The organism is Paenibacillus sinopodophylli (genome assembly GCF_005930355.1).
Taxonomy (GTDB): Bacteria; Bacillota; Bacilli; order Paenibacillales; family Paenibacillaceae; genus Pristimantibacillus; species Pristimantibacillus sinopodophylli.
Window position 1 is genome coordinate 324,228 of sequence record NZ_VDBO01000002.1, and the last position, 18,342, is coordinate 342,569.

General features: G+C 48.5%; 17 protein-coding genes. 16 read left to right on the forward strand and 1 reads right to left on the reverse strand.

Annotated features, from left to right (window positions below; all coding sequences use genetic code 11):
- The first annotated feature begins 137 nt into the window (after positions 1 to 137).
- The 7 genes from FGT79_RS13375 (at position 138) to holA (ending at position 8,657) form a co-directional block, all read left to right on the forward strand.
- Complete coding sequence (locus FGT79_RS13375; RefSeq protein WP_212758578.1) at positions 138 to 683, forward strand: ComEA family DNA-binding protein; 546 nt, start codon at positions 138 to 140, stop codon at positions 681 to 683.
- A gap of 87 nt (positions 684 to 770) precedes the next feature.
- Positions 771 to 2,066: a homocysteine synthase gene (locus FGT79_RS13380; RefSeq protein WP_138753305.1), complete on the forward strand. Its 1,296-nt coding sequence runs from the start codon at positions 771 to 773 to the stop codon at positions 2,064 to 2,066.
- Between the two features lie 58 nt (positions 2,067 to 2,124).
- On the forward strand, positions 2,125 to 2,655 hold the full coding sequence (locus FGT79_RS13385) for a deoxycytidylate deaminase (RefSeq protein ID WP_138753306.1): 531 nt from the start codon (positions 2,125 to 2,127) through the stop codon (positions 2,653 to 2,655).
- Between the two features lie 206 nt (positions 2,656 to 2,861).
- On the forward strand, positions 2,862 to 5,447 hold the full coding sequence (locus FGT79_RS13390) for a DNA internalization-related competence protein ComEC/Rec2 (RefSeq protein ID WP_138753307.1): 2,586 nt from the start codon (positions 2,862 to 2,864) through the stop codon (positions 5,445 to 5,447).
- A 391-nt stretch (positions 5,448 to 5,838) separates the two neighbouring features.
- Positions 5,839 to 6,387 (forward strand): RNA polymerase sigma factor, encoded by a 549-nt coding sequence (locus FGT79_RS13395; protein ID WP_053376850.1) that lies wholly within the window; start codon positions 5,839 to 5,841, stop codon positions 6,385 to 6,387.
- A 14-nt stretch (positions 6,388 to 6,401) separates the two neighbouring features.
- Positions 6,402 to 7,376, forward strand: a complete 975-nt coding sequence (locus FGT79_RS13400; protein ID WP_281285954.1) for an anti-sigma factor family protein — start codon at positions 6,402 to 6,404, stop codon at positions 7,374 to 7,376.
- Between the two features lie 246 nt (positions 7,377 to 7,622).
- Entirely contained in the window at positions 7,623 to 8,657 is a 1,035-nt protein-coding gene (gene holA / locus FGT79_RS13405; RefSeq protein ID WP_138753309.1) for a DNA polymerase III subunit delta, read from the forward strand.
- Between the two features lie 295 nt (positions 8,658 to 8,952).
- Here the strand turns inward: holA and rpsT are convergent, their stop codons facing one another.
- The gene (rpsT, locus tag FGT79_RS13410) at positions 8,953 to 9,225 is read right to left on the reverse strand and encodes a 30S ribosomal protein S20 (RefSeq protein WP_053376847.1); all 273 of its coding nucleotides are present in this window, start codon (positions 9,223 to 9,225) and stop codon (positions 8,953 to 8,955) included.
- A 284-nt stretch (positions 9,226 to 9,509) separates the two neighbouring features.
- On the opposite strand from rpsT, the gene gpr reads away from it, so the two are divergent.
- From gpr to grpE, 9 genes are all read left to right on the forward strand, one after another.
- Complete coding sequence (gene gpr, locus FGT79_RS13415) at positions 9,510 to 10,451, forward strand: GPR endopeptidase (protein WP_246096444.1); 942 nt, start codon at positions 9,510 to 9,512, stop codon at positions 10,449 to 10,451.
- Between the two features lie 193 nt (positions 10,452 to 10,644).
- Entirely contained in the window at positions 10,645 to 11,907 is a 1,263-nt protein-coding gene (spoIIP, locus tag FGT79_RS13420; RefSeq protein ID WP_138753311.1) for a stage II sporulation protein P, read from the forward strand.
- Between the two features lie 41 nt (positions 11,908 to 11,948).
- Positions 11,949 to 12,392 carry a DUF3679 domain-containing protein gene (locus FGT79_RS13425; RefSeq protein WP_138753312.1) on the forward strand — a complete coding sequence of 148 codons (444 nt, stop codon included), beginning with the start codon at positions 11,949 to 11,951 and terminating at the stop codon, positions 12,390 to 12,392.
- Positions 12,393 to 12,472: 80 nt separating this feature from the next.
- Positions 12,473 to 14,290, forward strand: a complete 1,818-nt coding sequence (gene lepA / locus FGT79_RS13430; RefSeq protein WP_138753313.1) for a translation elongation factor 4 — start codon at positions 12,473 to 12,475, stop codon at positions 14,288 to 14,290.
- Positions 14,291 to 14,435: 145 nt separating this feature from the next.
- Complete coding sequence (gene hemW, locus FGT79_RS13435) at positions 14,436 to 15,605, forward strand: radical SAM family heme chaperone HemW (protein WP_138753314.1); 1,170 nt, start codon at positions 14,436 to 14,438, stop codon at positions 15,603 to 15,605.
- Between the two features lie 83 nt (positions 15,606 to 15,688).
- A complete protein-coding gene (locus FGT79_RS13440) occupies positions 15,689 to 16,159 on the forward strand; it encodes an N-acetyltransferase (protein WP_138753315.1) in 471 nt (156 codons plus the stop codon).
- Between the two features lie 69 nt (positions 16,160 to 16,228).
- On the forward strand, positions 16,229 to 16,504 hold the full coding sequence (locus FGT79_RS13445; RefSeq protein WP_138753316.1) for a hypothetical protein: 276 nt from the start codon (positions 16,229 to 16,231) through the stop codon (positions 16,502 to 16,504).
- 150 nt (positions 16,505 to 16,654) lie between these two features.
- Positions 16,655 to 17,680, forward strand: coding sequence for a heat-inducible transcriptional repressor HrcA (gene hrcA, locus FGT79_RS13450; RefSeq protein ID WP_138753317.1), 1,026 nt, complete (start codon positions 16,655 to 16,657; stop codon positions 17,678 to 17,680).
- A gap of 59 nt (positions 17,681 to 17,739) precedes the next feature.
- On the forward strand, positions 17,740 to 18,300 hold the full coding sequence (grpE, locus tag FGT79_RS13455; protein WP_138753318.1) for a nucleotide exchange factor GrpE: 561 nt from the start codon (positions 17,740 to 17,742) through the stop codon (positions 18,298 to 18,300).
- Positions 18,301 to 18,342 lie beyond the last annotated feature (42 nt).

Below are 18,342 nucleotides of genomic sequence, written 5' to 3' on the forward strand. Positions count from 1 at the left end.
GCGGCCTAACGTGTGCAAATCCTGATTTGTTGCCATAATATGGATGATTTTTTTCAACTGCTCTCTTACCTTATTCCAGAGGACTTGTTTCATATGTCATTCATTTCGAAGTTAAAAAACGATAGGAGGCGTGGCGAGTGAAAACGAATGTGCCGCTGTTAACGAATAAACGGCTGATGCTCGTTGCTGTATTGATTATGTTGGCTGTTATTCTCTTATGCTTCTCGATTATGGAGCCTAAGCATAAAGAAGATGGAGAATGGCTGCCACTAAATGAGGCTGTAGCAGATTCGTTATCTGAAATGGAGAGCATTGCAGATCAAACGATTAAACCTGGTCAGCAAGCTAGTGCTGCTCCTGCACTGCCAGATCAGCAAACTAAGTCCGTAAGCCTTACTGATGGAACAGTAGAAGCAGTAGAAGCAGATACTCATACAGATTCGGATACGGAGAACATGGCTCATCCCTCCGTCAGTTCGGAGCCTGGAAAGCTGGACATTAACCTAGCAACAGCAGCGGAATTGGATGACCTGAAGGGGATCGGACCAGCCAAAGCGCAGGCCATTGTCGCAGATAGAGAACAAAATGGTAAATTCAGTTCCGTACATGATTTGCTGCGCGTAAAAGGAATTGGTGAGAAACTTTTGCAGGCTGTCGAAGATAGCATTGTAGCCCGTCCATAAATGTGAGAGAATGGAAGGGAGCGGGTCATTTTAAAGTGTGCTTGCTATTATTCTTCATCTATTATTTGACTAGAAGGAGTCGAGAACATGTCAGAACAACGCAAGCTTTCTCTTGATACGCTATCCGTTCACGGAGGCCAGCAAATCGATCCGACTACGTTGTCGCGCGCGGTGCCTATTTACCAAACGACATCATACGGATTCAAAGATACGGATCATGCAGCGAACCTATTCTCCCTGCAGGAATTCGGCAATATTTATTCCAGAATTATGAACCCGACCTCGGATGTTTTCGAGAAACGCGTAGCAGAGCTTGAAGGTGCGCCTGCGGCACTAGCCGTTGCTTCTGGTCAATCGGCTATTACATACGCGATTCTTAACATAGCTGGGGCAGGAGATGAAATCGTTTCCGCGACCAGCCTGTACGGCGGTACTTATAACTTATTCTCGATAACGCTTGCAAAGCTTGGCATCACGGTTCGTTTCGTTGATCCTTCCGATCCGGAAAACTTCCGCGGTGCAATCAATGAGCGTACGAAAGCGGTTTATGCTGAAACAATCGGCAATCCGAAGGGCGATGTAATCGATCTCGAAGCTGTTGCAGCAATCGCACATGAGAATGGCATACCTTTTATCGTAGACAACACCTTCCCAAGTCCATATCTGAGCAGACCGATTGAGCATGGGGCAGACATCGTCGTTCATTCAGCAACTAAGTTTATTGGCGGACATGGCACCTCAATCGGAGGTATCATCGTGGACGGTGGTAAGTTCGATTGGAAAGCTAGCGGCAAGTTCCCAGGCTTGACTGAGCCAGACCCAAGCTATAATGGCGTTGTGTATACAGATGCGGTAGGTCCAATTGCTTATATTATCAAAGCTCGTGTGCAGCTTTTGCGCGATATGGGAGCGGCTATCTCGCCGTTCAACTCATTCCTTCTGCTGCAAGGACTTGAGACGCTTCATCTTCGTATGGAACGCCATAGCTCGAATGCACAGCAAGTAGCTGAGTACCTGGAGAGCCATGAAGCGGTTGAATGGGTTAACTACCCGGGACTTGAAAGCCACCCTACCTATGCACTTGCACAGAAATATTTGCCTAAGGGCAAAGGCGCGATTTTGACTTTCGGTATTAAAGGCGGCGTTGAAGCCGGCAAGAAGGTCATTAACTCTGTAGAGCTGTTCTCTCACCTTGCAAATGTGGGCGATTCGAAGTCGCTCATTATTCACCCTGCAAGCACAACGCATCTGCAATTGTCTGCGGAGCAGCAATCGAATGCTGGTGTTTCTCCAGGCATGATCCGGTTGTCTATTGGTACAGAAGGCATCGAGGATATTTTGGCTGACCTTGGCCAAGCCATAGCAGCAAGTCAACAAATCTAAACCAATTGAGCGATGCAGCCAGAGCATCATATGCAGCATGAGAAAGGAAGTAACTAGGATGACTACCGAAACACAGGACGCCTCCCGCAAAGACTGGGATACGTATTTCATGGATATCGCCTATATGGTCTCAACGCGCTCGCGTTGTCCGCGCAGACATGTCGGAGCTGTTCTTGTGCAGGGGAAGAAATTGCTTGGTACAGCGTACAACGGAGCTCCGATGGGTGTGCAGGACTGTCTTGAGGCGGGCTGCATGATTGCGGAGGAGGTTGAGATGAAGCTGGTGGACGGCAAGGAACAGCTCTTTAAAAAGCAGCGTTGTATCCGCACGATTCATGCGGAGCAGAATCTGCTGCTGTTCACTGACCGAACCGACCGCGAAGGCTCAACGGTTTACGTGACCGATCAGCCTTGCTGGACTTGCGCTAACATGCTTGCGAACAGCGGCGTTATCGAAATCGTTTATCACCGAAGCTATCCGAAGGATAGCGAGAAGGTGATTCGTCTGATGAAGCAGAAGGGCATTATATTCCGGTGTTTGGAACAGTTCGAGCCACCTGCTCAAGCGCATATGGTCGTAACCTCTTAGCAGCATCATCATATTGGAATGGGGGAGGAACCTCCGATCGCATCTTTGGATGCGTCGGAGGTTCCTCTTTTTTGCAATGATAGGAAAGGATATCATTTCGCCTTCCTTTCTCTATATTTCTCGGAATGAAACGCGCCAGTAAAGGATGGAGACAGCCGTTTCACCTTGGTTCGATTAGGATTTAGGATAGAGAGGGGGACTCTGCAATGAACCGCCGTCCGTTGCTTTGGTTTGCAATTTGTTATGTGGCTGGAAGCGCCGCGGCTGCAGGTTTGGACAGCCGCGGCGTGCTTCTGGCGGCCGGCGCCGCTGCCCTGCTGGCGCTAGCTGCCGTGCTGTGCAGGCTGGCGAGCTGGCAGCTCGCGGCAGCCTGCGCGCTTGCAGTGGGCCTTGCTGCGGGTCACCGCTTGTGGGCAGATGCCCGCAATGTGACCGAACTGCCGGCCCTGCTTGCCGCCGCCGAGGCGGATGGTCCGCGAGCCGCTTATGCGGCGGAAGCGGAAGGGGTCATTGTGTCGGCGGTGGAGGTCGACGGCGACCGCGTTATATTCCGCGTTGCGGCGAGCCGCATTCGCGTAGGTGGAGACGGCGCAGCGCTTGCGGTGCGCGAGCGATTGATCGTGCATGTCAGGCTGGCGGAGCAGCCTGAGCAATTGGCCGCCGCGGCATGGCAGCGCGGCGACCTGGTGCACTTGGCCGGCGAGCTGACGCGCCCAGCCGTCGCCACCAATCGCGGCGGCTTCGACTACCGCCGCTACCTCAGCAGCCAGAGAATCCACTGGCTGCTCAAAGTGCAGGGCACCGCCGCCGTCGAAGCGGCGCCGGGCCCCACATGGACCGCGGCCGCTATGCTCGGCCGCGTCGACAGCGCTCGCGACTATCTCGGCGAGCGGATGGATGCGCAGTACCCGTCCTCACAGTCCGGCTACATGAAAGGTCTCGTCCTCGGTATACGCGAGGATCTCGACCCTGAGCAATTCCAGCAATTCTCGCGGCTAGGCTTGACGCATATATTGGCCATCTCCGGACTCCATGTCGCGGTTTTTTTGTACGCAATGGGTGGTCTGCTTCGTTTCGCCCGCGTAAGCCGTGAGCGAATTTTGCTGGTGCTTATGCTTGCCGTGCCGATGTACGTTCTGCTTGCGGGTGCATCGCCGTCTGTGGTCCGCGCAGGGCTGATGTCGGTACTCGGCTTGCTGGCAGCACGCATGGGCAAGCTCAAGGACGGTATGCATCTGCTCGCAGCGGCTGCTGTACTTATGCTTGTATACGACCCCTTCTTTATCGAAAATGTAAGCTTTCAGCTTTCATTTATTGTCACCATCGGCTTAATTATCGGTGTCCAGCCTGTACGCCAAGCACTTCCGCAGTGGCGCAGAGGTAAGTCGCTGCTCGACCTCTTTGCCGTTACGGTAGTTGCCCAGATTGTTTCGTTCCCCGTTTCGATTTATTACTTCAATCAGTTTCATCTGCTGTCTGTGGTTGCCAACTTTATACTTGTTCCCTTTATTAGCTTTATTGTAATGCCACTCGGTGCAGCAGCGCTTTTGCTTGCAATTCCGTGGGAGCAAGGAGGGCTGCTGCTTGCTTATGCGTCTCATTATGCGAATGATTGGACCTTTGCATTCGTTGACAGGCTTGCCCGAATAGATGCTCTCCGTACGATTTGGGCTACGCCGCCGCTGTGGTGGGTGGCGACATGGCTTTTCCTACTCGGAATCACTTTTCGGCTAATTGGGCGAGGTTCAGAGCTGCGAAGGGCAGGTGAGGCTGCTGACAATACAGCAGACCAAGAAATGACAATGCCATTGGCGGTAGATACAACCTATCAATTAGTTCTACATACGGGCAGAAGATCAAGCATGCGCTTATATGGATTGCTTCTTCTGATGTCGCTATTGCTGTTCTATGCCTATAAACCGCAATGGTTCAATTCGCGGGGTGAAGTCAGCTTTATCGATGTTGGGCAAGGAGACGCGATTCATATTAGAACGCCAAGCGGAAAGCATATGCTGATTGACGGAGGAGGAACGCTCTCGTTTCGCAAGCCGGGTGAGGAGTGGCGTGAACGGAGCGATCCGTTCGAGGTTGGCCGCAAGGTGCTGGTCCCTCTGCTTATGAAGAGAGGGGTACAAGAAATAGATCTGCTTGTCATTTCGCATTTGGACAGCGACCATATCCGCGGGTTAAAGGCTGTTCTGGAGTCGATTCCGGTGCGGAGCATATGGTGGAACGGCACGATCAAGGAAGCTGATGATGCGCGAGAGCTGCTGAAGCTTGGCATATCCCTAAATATCCCGATGTACCGGGTTCAAGCAGGAATCCAGCATCAATTGGACGCTGCCACCAAATTGAAAGTACTATGGCCCCCTGCTCTCGGAAATACGAATGAGTCGATAAAGCATCAAGAGGAGCAGAATGAAAGCAGTGTGGTCATGACTGTTAAGCTCTATCAGTCCATCTTTGTATTCTCGGGAGATATTAATTCGGTAACGGAGCGTGGAATCATTCGGAATGAGCAAAGCAGCGGGTCGCTGGAAGAGAAGCAAGCACCAGCAGCTATCCTAAAAGTAGCGCATCATGGCAGCCGATTTTCTACCAGTGAGGAATGGCTATCTTACTGGAGACCGATTGGAGCAGTCGCTTCAGTAGGCGCATCGAACACGTATGGTCATCCCAATCCTGAAGTGCTGGCCAAGCTCGCCAAATGGAGGACAAAGGTTTGGCGTACAGATGTAGACGGAGAGGTTGGCTTTCATGTATCGGAAACCGGATTATTTGTGTCCGACTAACATAATCAGCTTTGGTAACATTCGTGAGGTTGCACAAACGACTCATTCAGGTATACATTAATGAATATTGTTTTTCTCTTTCATAGGAATGGAATGTTTGAGGATCGATAGGGTGCTAGATTCCGCATGGCAGTATTCCAAGCCTATCTATATACGGAGTACTAGAAATTTGGTATCCTTTAATGTGGAGTTTAAGTGGATGTTTCAGAATGGGGGAGCATTCGTTAAGGCTGAACTGCAATACTCATAAATTGATACTAATAGATTCCATTCGAGGATATAAATGATAATGGAAAATGTTACTTAAAAAAATAAAGTCATTTTTCTAACTAATCTGCAACTTTTACCGCAACCCGTTCGTCAGAATGGTTGCAAGAGAGGGGGATCCTTCGTGGTGGAGCCAGAGCTCATAAGAGCCGCTCAGTCGGGAGATCGCGACGCATTAATTACTCTATTGCGAGAGATTGAAACGCATGTTTATCGGACAGCCTATTATATATTAAATAATGAACAGGATGCGCTTGATGCCGCTCAAGAAGCGCTCATACGCATTTATACCAAAATAGGCTCGTACGAGGAAAAAGCACAATTTAAGACATGGATTCAGCGTATTGTAACCAACATTTGCATTGATAAGTTTCGGAGAAATAAACCGACCGTCTCTATAGATGAGCACGACATGGTATTCCACGAAAAACAGAACGTGGAGGACGAGGTGATGTCTGCTTATGCTGTCAAAGACATTCAAGCTGCGATTGATAAGCTTCCTGAGCATCATCGCGCAGTAGTCGTCCTTCGATACTTGCAGGATTTCTCTTACAATGAAATTGCAGATTCGCTTGATTTGCCGCTCAATACGGTGAAATCTTATTTGTTCAGAGCTAGGCAGCAGCTGCAGACGTTACTCCATGATTATCAGAAAGGTGGTGTCCGGGGATGAATTGTCAAGAGGTGATGGAACTAATGCAAAGACAGCTAGACGACGATCTCAGCGAAAGTGAGATTGAAGTCTTGATGAGCCATACGAGACAGTGTCCGGACTGTGCAGCTATGTTTGAGCGGCTGCAACTTCTATCCGCCGAGCTTACCAGTTTGCCGAAAGTAACGCCGAGCTACAGTTTGGTTGATGCGATTATGCCGCAGTTAGAGCGGTTGGAATTGTTTGGCCATAAAGAGGAGGAGCAGCCTGTTGTCATACAGACTGAGCCTACTCCACGCCGTGCTAAGCGCGAGTGCAGATGGCCGTCCATACGCGTTGTGAGCGGCGTTGTTGCAGCAGGGATAGTGGCAGGGTTGTTTCTGGTGACGTATAAGCCGGATATTTCACCTGATTTTGCTTCAATGAAAATTTCGATGAGCTCGTCCGATGACTCGGCTGCCAACTCGGCGCAGGAAGAGCCCAAGGCCTTTTCACTCAAGACATCCAAGGACGATGAGAGCAGTACACCGGCAGAAGTTACTACAGAAGCACTTGGTCTGGGTGACCAGAGGATGATGACTGAGTCAGAATCTCTTGACCAGAGCGAAGAAACAGATCAGAATGGGCAGCCATCTTCCGGCAGCAGCGGATTGGATCAGGAAAGCTCCAACTTAGACAATAAGGGACTTGCAGCGGGCGGTGCATCAGGGTCATCCGATGGATTCGCAGGGGAAGCTGCTGAAGGCGGGATTGTTGTAACAACGATATCCCCAGTTATTTCTCCAGATGGGAAATTTGCTGGCCATGCAGTAGGTTTCAAGCTTGAAATTATAGCGCAGGCTGACCAGAGCATTGTATTCACGGCACCTCGCAAAAATGGGGAGCTTATCAATTTGGTTTGGTCGGAGGACAGCGGTCTATTGACCTATGAGGTGCATGTCGAGAATGGTGCTACCGAGAAGTACGAGATTGACCTTGCGACGCTTACGGAGAAGAAAGCAGCGTATTAATTAGGATTGCTGCAAATGATTTGTTGTTTTTTATAAGGAGTACGCACACATTCTTCCGCTTATGCGTATAGTATGAGCAGAGTGAGTGTCTGCGACGAAGCCATAACGTCGTATGACCATCCGCAGGGCGGTACCATGGACCTGCCTGCGAATGTTTATATAGATGTTCGGCAAAGGGATGAAGCCTATAGACGGCTCATCCCTTTGTTGGCGTTTACAAGTACATATGGGCCGTGAGGTGAGGGCATGGATGCGAAGGAAGCATTAAAGGAAATAAAGGGAGGTCGGTTTCGGCCGATTTATGTGCTGTATGGCAAGGATCGTTATCGTCTGCAGCAATTTATCAACGTACTAACAGAAGCTATGTTTACCGCAGATGAACGCGAACTGGGCATGGTGAAGTTCGATACCGCGGAAACGTCGATTGAAGAGGCTGTTCTAGAAGCGGAAACCTCGCCCTTCTTTGTGGAGCGTAAGCTTATATTAATTCGTGACGCAACCCTGCTGTGTGCCGGAGGCAAGGAAGGCGGCAAGCTGGAGCACAAGCCCGAGAAGCTGATTCAGTACATGGAATATCCGTCAGAGACGTCGGTTATCGTTTTTTCTGTGAATGCAGAGAAGCTGGACGAGCGCCGCAAGCTCGTGAAAACGTTGAAGGAACGTAATAGCTTGATCCCATTTCCTGAGCTGGATGCAGCCCAATTGAAGCAGTGGATGATGAAACGGGCTGCTGACCAGGGCAGAACGCTTTCGTCAGACGCTGCAGACCTGCTTCTCTCGCGTGCTGGCGCTAATATGCAGCAGCTGTCGCAAGAGGTGGATAAGCTTTGTTTGCATGCAGGCTCAGGAGGTACAATCGACGTGGAGACAGCAGCACTTATGACTGCTGCAACGGTAGAAGAGGATGTTTTTGCGCTTATAGACGCGATAGCTGAGCTGCGGATAGATAAGGCGATTCGGCTATACAGAGAGCTGCTTGTAAGGCGCGAAGAGCCAATCAAGATTGCAGCATTAATCGCGAGGCAGCTTAGAATCATGCTTCAAATCAAGGAGTTGGAGCAGCACCAGTATTCTCCACAGCAAATGGCAGGTCAATTGGGACTCCATCCGTATGCGGTCAAGCTGGCAGCAGAGAAGAGTCGCAAATTTCAAGTGCCAAGACTAGGCAGGCTGCTTGCTTCGCTTGCGGAGCTGGATTATCAGATGAAGACGGGTGCAATCGACAAAACGCTCGGTTTAGAATTATATTTGCTTTCACTTAGCATGGAAAAAGGCGCTTAGCGTTTTTCCGTGCTTTTTATGGTTCAACTTGTATGGTTAAAGCACACATGCGCTTACAGCACACAAATAAAGGTTACTTGGCTGGTGTAAGAGCATATTTGCGCTAACAGCACCCGTTCGAACGCACTCCTACAATAATCTGATCCCAAAAGCGCACATGAATGCTTGTACCTACCGTTTTAAGCTTCGCATAATATCCTAATCAAATAAAAAAGCCTCACTGCCCGGTAAAGAGCAGTGAGGCTTTCATGTTCCAAACGACGATGAACCATCGTCGTTTAGTCCGATGTCGTGCTTACGCTTGAGCCGAAAGGGCATTAAGTCGTTTAGCAAGACGAGATTTTTTGCGGGAAGCCGCATTTTTATGAATCAGGCCTTTAGTTGCTGCTTTGTCCAACTTTTTCGTTGCAGCGATAAGAGCTGCTTTAGCAGCATCTACATCAGTGCCAGCGATAGCTTGGTCAGCAGATTTAACGGCCGAACGAAGTGCGGATTTTTGTGATGCATTCAAAGCACGACGCTTTTCACTTGTTTTAACGCGTTTAATCGCGGATTTAATATTTGGCATGGAATTCACCTCCTAAACTATTTACAAAGGTTTATAGACATAATAAACCTAGACAACACAACTTAAAATATATTATCATGCCAATGCTCAAAAAGCAATAGCGCCACCAGCTTCCTTGAAACAAGCCTCGGCTGCAACCTGGTACGTTTGCTGCGTATGAAAATAAGCCAATTGCAAACAATATTCGTTAGAACATGCGCTTGAAGGGAGAATGAGCAGTGGAGAAGGAGCTTGACCTGCAGAAATACAATGTGAGAACGGATTTGGCGCTCGAAGCGAAAGAGATGGCAGAGGCACCGAACGGGGGGCCGATACCTGGTATTCAATCCGAGACGACAGAGGATGATGGCATCACGATAACGCAGCTTCATGTGCAGAACGAGCAGGGCTCAGCGGCAATCGGCAAGATGCAGGGTCACTACGTTACGCTGGAGGTGCCGGGTCTGCGCAGCGGCGATACAGGGCTTCAGGATCGTGTTGCTACGCAGTTCGCGAAGCATTTCGAAGCTTTTCTCGAGAGGCTGTCCATTAGCAAAAACGCACGCGTGCTGATCGTAGGCTTGGGAAACTGGAATGTGACGCCTGATGCGCTTGGACCAATAGTGGTGGAGAACGTGATGGTCACTCGGCACTATTTTGAGCTAATGCCTGATCAAGTTGCACCTGGCTATCGTCCTGTAAGTGCGGTTGCGCCTGGCGTGCTCGGCATTACGGGAATTGAGTCCAGTGAAATTGTTCATGGCATAGTGGAGAAAACAAAGCCTGATCTAATCATCGCTATCGATGCGCTCGCTTCCAAGGCAGTAGAGCGAGTTAATACGACGATACAAATCGCCGATACGGGTATTCATCCGGGATCAGGCATAGGCAACAAGCGAAAAGGCTTGACGAAAGAAATATTAGGGGTGCCCGTCATTGCGATCGGGGTGCCCACTGTCGTATATGCTTCGACCATCGTCAATAACACGCTCGAGATGATGAGCAGCCATTTCAACAAACAGAATGCGAACTCCGACCACATTCTTGGGTTAGTTAACCAAATGGAGGAGAACGAGCGGCTGCAGCTTGTGAGAGAAGTGCTGAGCCCGCTTGGTCATGATCTCCTGGTCACGCCCAAAGAAATTGATGAGTTCATTGAAGATATAGCGAATATTATTGCCAGCGGATTGAATGCTTCCTTACATGAGGCTGTCGATTCAAGCAACGTAGCTGCGTATACACATTAAAAGTTATTGATACGGGTTATTCCAATTGGCTGAGCAGCCAGTGGGATAACCTTTTTTTGTAGATGAGCGCAACTCTATGAGCTCTATGACTTTAAAATCTTTTCTATGTTTTGCCGTTCTATGAACAAGGTGCGGCTCATAGATTAATAGTAACGAAAGCCATTGTTGCTAAGAAGCGGAGGTCATACAGCTTATGAAACGAAAAATCATGCTGCTGGATATAGGCAGAGAAAGTAAACGTGTGAGACAACTGCTCGTTACGGGACGTACGTTCGCGGTACTCTCTTTTTGCTCGATGGTGTTTTTTGTTCTACTTGGCGTTGCGGGGATAGCACATCAGCAAACGACCACCTCACCTGTTAATTCAATGAAAGGATTCGCTGCGGCTGTATCCAGTGGGTTCTTTGGGGATATGCTAGAAATGGAAATGCCTGCTTTCCAAAGCAGTCACGAAACAGAATCGTTCACTACGAAGCAGATAAGCGCCTTGCTTATGCGTGCATTGACGGATATCAATCCTGCGGATCCGATGAGCTTGCTTGCTGGTGAGCTGCCTGGTCTTAGCGCAAATGATGCTTTTCTCATACGCAGAGGTGTAGGGACGGATACAGCTATAGGGCCGGAAGATAATGCTCCGATTAGCCATGACCCATCAGACCCGCTTCACGAGGAAGGCCAGGCTGATGAGCCGACTGAGGGTAATGACCAAGGAGAGGGGCAAGAGCCTGATAAGCAGCCAGCAGCCACGGACAAGCCTGTTACACCTGCGGACGATGAAGGCGGCAAAGGAACGACTGGTAAAGCGAAGATAGCGTTTATCTATCACTCTCACAATCGGGAGTCTTGGTATCCAGAACTGACTGATCAAACCAAGGACCCAAACTCTGCGACCAAAAACATTACGTTAGTTGGCAAAAGGCTTGCAGAAAAGCTGGAGGCGAACGGGGTAGGCGCTCAGCATTCTGACACGGATTATCCGACAGCGATTCAAAACTATAGATGGGAATTGTCATACAAATATTCGATGAAAACGGTCAAGGAAGCCATTGCCAGCAGTAAGGATTTGAAGTTCTTCTTTGATCTTCATCGTGACTCTCAAAAAAGAAAATACACGACTATTGATATTAATGGCAAAAGCTACGCGCAGGTATATTTCATCATTGGACATAAAAATCCAAATTGGCAGAAGAATGAAGCATTTGCAACCCGCATTCATGAAGCGCTCGACAAAAAGTACCCAGGCATATCGCGCGGCATATGGGGGAAAACGGCAGCCTCCGGCAATGCGGAATACAATCAGTCATTAGCAGAGGATAATGTTCTGATTGAAGTTGGCGGAGTAGATAATACGCTTGAGGAATCCTATCGAACCGCAGATGCGCTGGCAGAAGTCATTGCGAATATTTATTGGGCAGACGAGAAGGCATCGGCAGTAAGCAAGGGCAAGGCAAGCTAAAGCCTGCAGAATATGGATCGAAAGAGAGGAGTAGGAAGCCCATGAGAAGGAATTCGTTGAAGTGGACGCTGCTTGGCGGCTCCCTGGCAATTGTTATATTGTACGGCATCGATGTGTCTTCTAAAGGGATTGAGCGCATATATGGCCCAATTGAAGAATCAGGTAATTATACGGAGATCGTTCAACAACAGGAGCGGGAGAAACCGGTCGAAACGTTTGAAATGGTGCAGCAAACAAAAATTGCCGAGCTGGAGAAGGAGCTTGAGCAGCTTAAACGGATGGCCGAAATGGGAAGTGAAGAATACACCTCTGAATTCGAGGACAGCCAATTGCCAGACAGCGGCGTGCGTCTGTCTGGGGTGCCTGTCGTGGATGATCGACCAGCGGTGAACCGCATTGCGGATTCGACGTCGGGGCTGCTACAAAATATGTCAAGCGAAGGGATTCGTTTCGTCGTATCGATCTTCGACGGGCTGACGAAATGATAATGAACATTGCTGGTATTCCCCTTAACTGATATAATAGGAGGAATGATTAGCATTATTGGAAATTGTGGGGGTTAGGCATGACTGACGTACGTGACCGACAAAAGAGGATTAGGAATTTTTCTATTATCGCACATATAGACCACGGTAAATCGACGCTTGCTGACCGGATCTTGGAATTTACCGGCGCATTGTCATCACGCGAGATGCAAGAGCAAGTGCTTGACCAAATGGATTTGGAGCGGGAACGCGGCATTACCATTAAGCTGCAGGCTGTACGCCTTGCTTATACGGCAGACGACGGCATCGAGTATATTCTTAACTTGATTGATACGCCTGGACATGTCGACTTTACATACGAGGTTTCTCGGAGTCTTGCAGCATGTGAAGGGGCATTGCTTGTTGTAGACGCGGCACAAGGGATCGAAGCCCAGACGCTTGCCAACGTATACTTGGCTTTGGATAACAATCTGGAGATTGTTCCGGTTATTAACAAGATCGATTTGCCTAGCGCTGAGCCAGAACGCGTTAAGCAGGAAATCGAGGACGTCATCGGCCTTGATGCAAGCGATGCCGTGCTAGCTTCGGCGAAAGCGGGCATTGGTATCAAAGAAATATTGGAGCAGGTTGTGGCGAAGATGCCTTCGCCAGTGGGTGATCCGGATCAGCCGCTAAAAGCTCTTATTTTCGACTCTCACTATGACCCGTATAAGGGCGTTATCGTCTATGTTAGGGTTATGGACGGAAGTATCAAGGCGGGTTCCAAAATTCGCTTTATGGCAACTGGCGCTGAATTCGAGGTTATCGAGGTAGGTGCTTTCATGCCGCGCATGTCGATCGTGAAAGAACTTGCGGTCGGCGATGTAGGATTTATCGTTGCAGGAATCAAGAATGTGAAGGACACGCGGGTTGGTGATACCGTTACCGAAGCGAAGCGTCCTGCACCGGAGCGTTTGCCGGGCTACCGTCAGATTAACCCGATGGTATTCTGCGGACTGTATCCGATTGAAACACAAGATTATAACGATTTGCGTGATGCGCTTGAGAAGCTGGAGCTGAACGACGCCTCGCTTAGATACGAGCCGGAATCCTCGACAGCGCTAGGCTTCGGCTATCGCTGCGGATTCCTTGGCCTTCTTCACATGGAAATTATTCAAGAACGGATCGAACGTGAATTTAATATTCCGCTCATTACGACAGCGCCAAGCGTTATCTACAAGATTACGCTGACCAACGGTGAAACGATGGAGATTGATAACCCATCAAATTATCCGGAAGCTGGAAAGCTTGATTACGTGGAAGAGCCGTTTGTCAAAGCGGGCATTATCGTGCCTAATGAATATGTGGGAGCAATCATGGAGCTTTGTCAGAACAAGCGCGGTGAATTCGTAAACATGGAGTATTTGGATACGAATCGCGTCACGCTCACATACAACGTCCCATTATCCGAGATTGTATATGATTTCTTCGATCAATTGAAATCAAGCACGAAGGGCTATGCTTCATTCGACTACGAGATTAGCGGTTACCGCAGATCCAATCTTGTCAAAATGGACATTATGCTTAACAATGAGCAGGTTGATGCTTTATCCGTTATCGTTCACCGTGATCGTGCATATCAACGCGGCAAGGTCATTTGCGAGAAGCTGAAAGAGCTTATACCGCGTCAAATGTTCGAGGTTCCGATTCAGGCCTCTATCGGCAATAAAGTTATTTCGCGTGAAACGGTTAAAGCTATGCGTAAAAACGTTCTTGCCAAATGTTACGGCGGCGATATTAGCCGTAAACGGAAGCTTCTTGAGAAGCAGAAGGAAGGCAAGAAGCGGATGAAGCAAGTAGGTAGTGTAGAAGTGCCGCAGGAAGCGTTCATGGCGGTGCTCAAAATCGGCGAGGATTAAGACGTACGAGGATGAGGGAGGGCGCAGCTCTCCCTTTTTTCTATTCCATTCCTTACAGTTTCATTATTTCAATGCGAAGCGCGAGCGATATCCACTACAAGAGTAGTCGCAGCATGAACGGTTCGCGCTCGAAGGAGAAAAAAAGATGACGATTATGCAAGCACCTCGTGCTTTATATATACACATTCCTTTCTGCACGAATAAATGCCATTACTGTGATTTCACATCCTATGTGTTGAAGGGGCAGCCCGTTGATCAGTACCTTGATGCATTGGAGATGGAGATGGAGCGCACGGTAGCAGAGTGGCCGCCCGAAGAAATCGATACGGTGTTTGTTGGAGGAGGGACGCCTACCGTACTTACACCTCCCCAAATGGAGCGTTTTCTGAAATCGGTGCATAAACACTTTCCGCTGGCTCCGAATGCAGAATTCACCATGGAAGCCAACCCGGGTACTACGGATATCGACAAGCTTGCGGCTATGAAGGAAGGTGGAGTGAACCGCATCAGCTTCGGCGTGCAATCTTTCGATAACGGGTTGCTTGAGCGCATTGGACGGATCCACAACGTGGATGATGTCTACCGCAGCATAGAAAATGCGCGCAAAGTCGGTTTCACTAATCTGTCGATCGATTTGATGTTCGGCTTGCCTGGCCAGACGGTCGAACTGCTGAGAGACAGTGTGAACCGTGCAATGGAGCTGGAGCTTCCCCACTATTCCATCTACAGCCTTAAGGTAGAAGAAAATACATTGTTCCATAAGCTGTATGAACGCAATGAGCTTCCATTGCCTCCTGAAGAGGAGGAGTTCAACATGTTTATTTTGTTAATGGATTTGCTCAATAGCAACGGCTATGCCCATTATGAGATCAGCAATTTCGCTAAGCCGGGCTACGAGAGTCGCCATAACTCTACCTATTGGCGCAATGAGCCTTATTACGGCCTTGGAGCAGGTGCTCACGGTTATGCGAATCGGATTCGTCACGTAAACATCAAAGGAATTACGCCATACATCGACGCGGCTTCAACGAAGCTGCCACGCCTTGAGCAATTCGAGGTGCCGGAAGCAGAAGCGATGGAGGATTTGATGATGGTTGGCTTGCGTTTGCTGGAGGGGGTGCCTGCTTCGCGCTTCTCCAAGCAATTTAATGGACAAACGCTGGAGGATAAATTTGGCGTTGTTATTCATAAGCTGATGAATGATGGGCTACTGGAAGCAGAGAAATCAGAGGATGATGTCATCTACCGATTGACTGATAAAGGCGTTCTGCTCGGCAATGAAGTCTTTGGAGCGTTTATTGGTTTTACGGGATAAAAACCTCTTGAGAAAAAATGCGTTGTATTGTATATTTATTCATATTGATTTTGAACTTGCACCGGGTGGAGGCGAAGGCACAAATGCAGGCAGTACAGGTTGTATGCAGAAAAGCGACTACGGAAGATATTGAAACCTTGTTTCAGCTTATTAAAGGTTATGCCGAGAAAGGCATTATGCTGCCTCGCACTCGGGAAGCGCTCGAATATATGATAGATACATTCGTTGTAGCGGAAATTGGAGAAGAGGTCGTGGGCTGCGGCTCCTTAACGAGACTTGGCAAGGATCTCGTAGAGATTCGTTCGCTGGGCATGTCGGAGGGGTATAAGGGTGTCGGCATTGGCAGCAAGCTTGTTGATGCGCTGATTGAGCAGGCGAAGGAACAGCAAATCCCCAAAATTATGGCGTTGACCTACGCCGTTTCTTTTTTTGAGAAAAATGGATTTACGGTTGTCGAGAAGGAAATCTTCCCGGAGAAGGTGTGGAAAGATTGCGTGAATTGCCCTAAGCAGCTTGCGTGCGATGAGATTGCCGTATTGAAAATGATAGGCTAAATAGTAATATGATGCGTTTTGGTATATAGTCAATATAGATGTTTATTGTGATACAGAGGAGAAATAACGATGAGTGAAAAGAAAGATCAGATTGCAACAGTAGAAGAAAAGCTACAGCATGTGACTACGGTGCTGCTAAAGAAATGGGCAGGCTTCAGTGGTTTTTACGGTTTTAAGGCAATGGGATTCGACGAGGTATTTGCGTTGTTAAACACTAACGGCTGGAAAGTGATTATAGATGACTCAGCGGCCCCGAACCGCATCGTAGAGCTGTACCAAGGCGACACACGCGTACGGAAAGAGAAGTTTGCAGTAGACGAAGCAGGCAGAGTTCATAAGGTTTAACCAAATTGGGCTTACAAAAATGCCAAACCGACTTGACAATCGACAAGCTGGTTTGGTATTTTTGTAGTAATGATTAGCACTCGATACTATTGAGTGCTAACGATGGGAAGCCGAAATAACGGAAATGACAATTATGTAGGGGGAATTCGGATGCTGACGGATCGACAACGGATGATATTGCACGCCATTGTAGATGATTATATTCGCTCGGCGGAACCAGTTGGCTCGCGCAGTATTTCGAAGCGGGGGGATGTTGGATTCAGTCCAGCTACGATTCGCAATGAAATGGCGGATCTGGAGGAGCTTGGTTTTCTTGAGCAGCCGCACACGTCAGCAGGGCGTGTTCCATCGACTAAGGGCTACCGTTATTATGTGGACCATTTAGTAAAGCTTAGCGAAGTGGATGAGAACGATATTGGCGTGGTTCGCTCGTTCGTAACGGACAAAATGAACCAAATGGAGCAGGTCATTCAGCAAACTGCAATGATTTTGTCGAATTTGACCAATTATACGTCTATTCTGCTCGGACCGGAGATGTTCAGTACATCGCTCAAGCACTTTGGGCTTGTGCCGCTGGATCAAACCTCAGCAGTAGCGATTATTGTAACGAATACGGGGCATGTTGAGAACCGAACGATTTCGATTCCAGAAGGTCTGAAGATGGATGATATGGAGAAGGTCGTGAACATTCTTAACACGAAGCTGGTAGGCGTTCCGCTTATCCGTCTTAGGTCGAAGCTTTACACCGAAGTTGGGCAAGAGCTTGAGCGGCATGTTGATCATTATGAGCAGCTGCTGCAGGTGCTGGATCATGCGCTCCAAAACGAGGATGAGCATCGGATCTTCCTTGGCGGGACAACGAATATGTTATCCCAGCCGGAATTCAAGGATGTAGACAAAGTAAAAACCATTTTGGATTTGCTTGATGAGACACCAGCCATTATGAAAATGTTTACCGGTCTTCCATCAGGTATACAAGTACGTATCGGGACAGAAAATGACCATAAGGCAATTAGTGATTGCAGCTTAATTACAGCAACCTATGCTATTGATGGTCAATCGCTGGGAACGATCGGCATTCTAGGACCTACGCGAATGGAATACGGCAAAGTCATTAGCTTGTTGGATATTATTTCCAAAGACATGGCGGTGCTTCTTGGCCGCTGGTATAAATAGATTTTATGCCGATGCTTATGATGCCAAGTTTACTTCGTAACTTTTAAGGAGGTGATTGCATGAGTACGAAAGAGCAACATAATGAAGCGGCAGAAGCTGCTGAAGAAACGATATCTGCTGAGCAATCAGAGCAGGTAATCGAGGAAGCGGAGGTCGAGATTCTCGAAGGAGACTCGCGCTATTCCGAGCTCGTAAAGCAGGCTGAAGAAAACCAGCAGCGTTTCTTGCGCGCGCAAGCGGACTTTGATAATTTCCGCCGCCGGACTTTGAAGGAAAAAGAAGAACTCGGACAGTACGCATCGATGAAATTAATCGGTCAGCTGCTGCCGGTTGTAGATAATTTTCAACGCGCAGTTGCTGCTGCTTCCGTCAATGGTGATTTCGAGTCACTGGCGAAGGGCGTGGATATGATATTCCGCCAATTGGAGCAGACGCTGGAGCAGGAAGGCTTGAAAGCGATGAATGTTGTCGGTGAACCTTTCAACCCAGAGTTCCACCAAGCTATTATGCAGGTCGAATCTGACGAGCATGAAGAAGGCATCGTTGTTGAAGAAGTGCAGAAGGGCTATATTCTGAAAGATAAAGTGCTTCGTCCTGCAATGGTTAAAGTAAGCAGCTAAGCGGGTATAAAGATTAACGATTATTATATGATTTATCAAAAT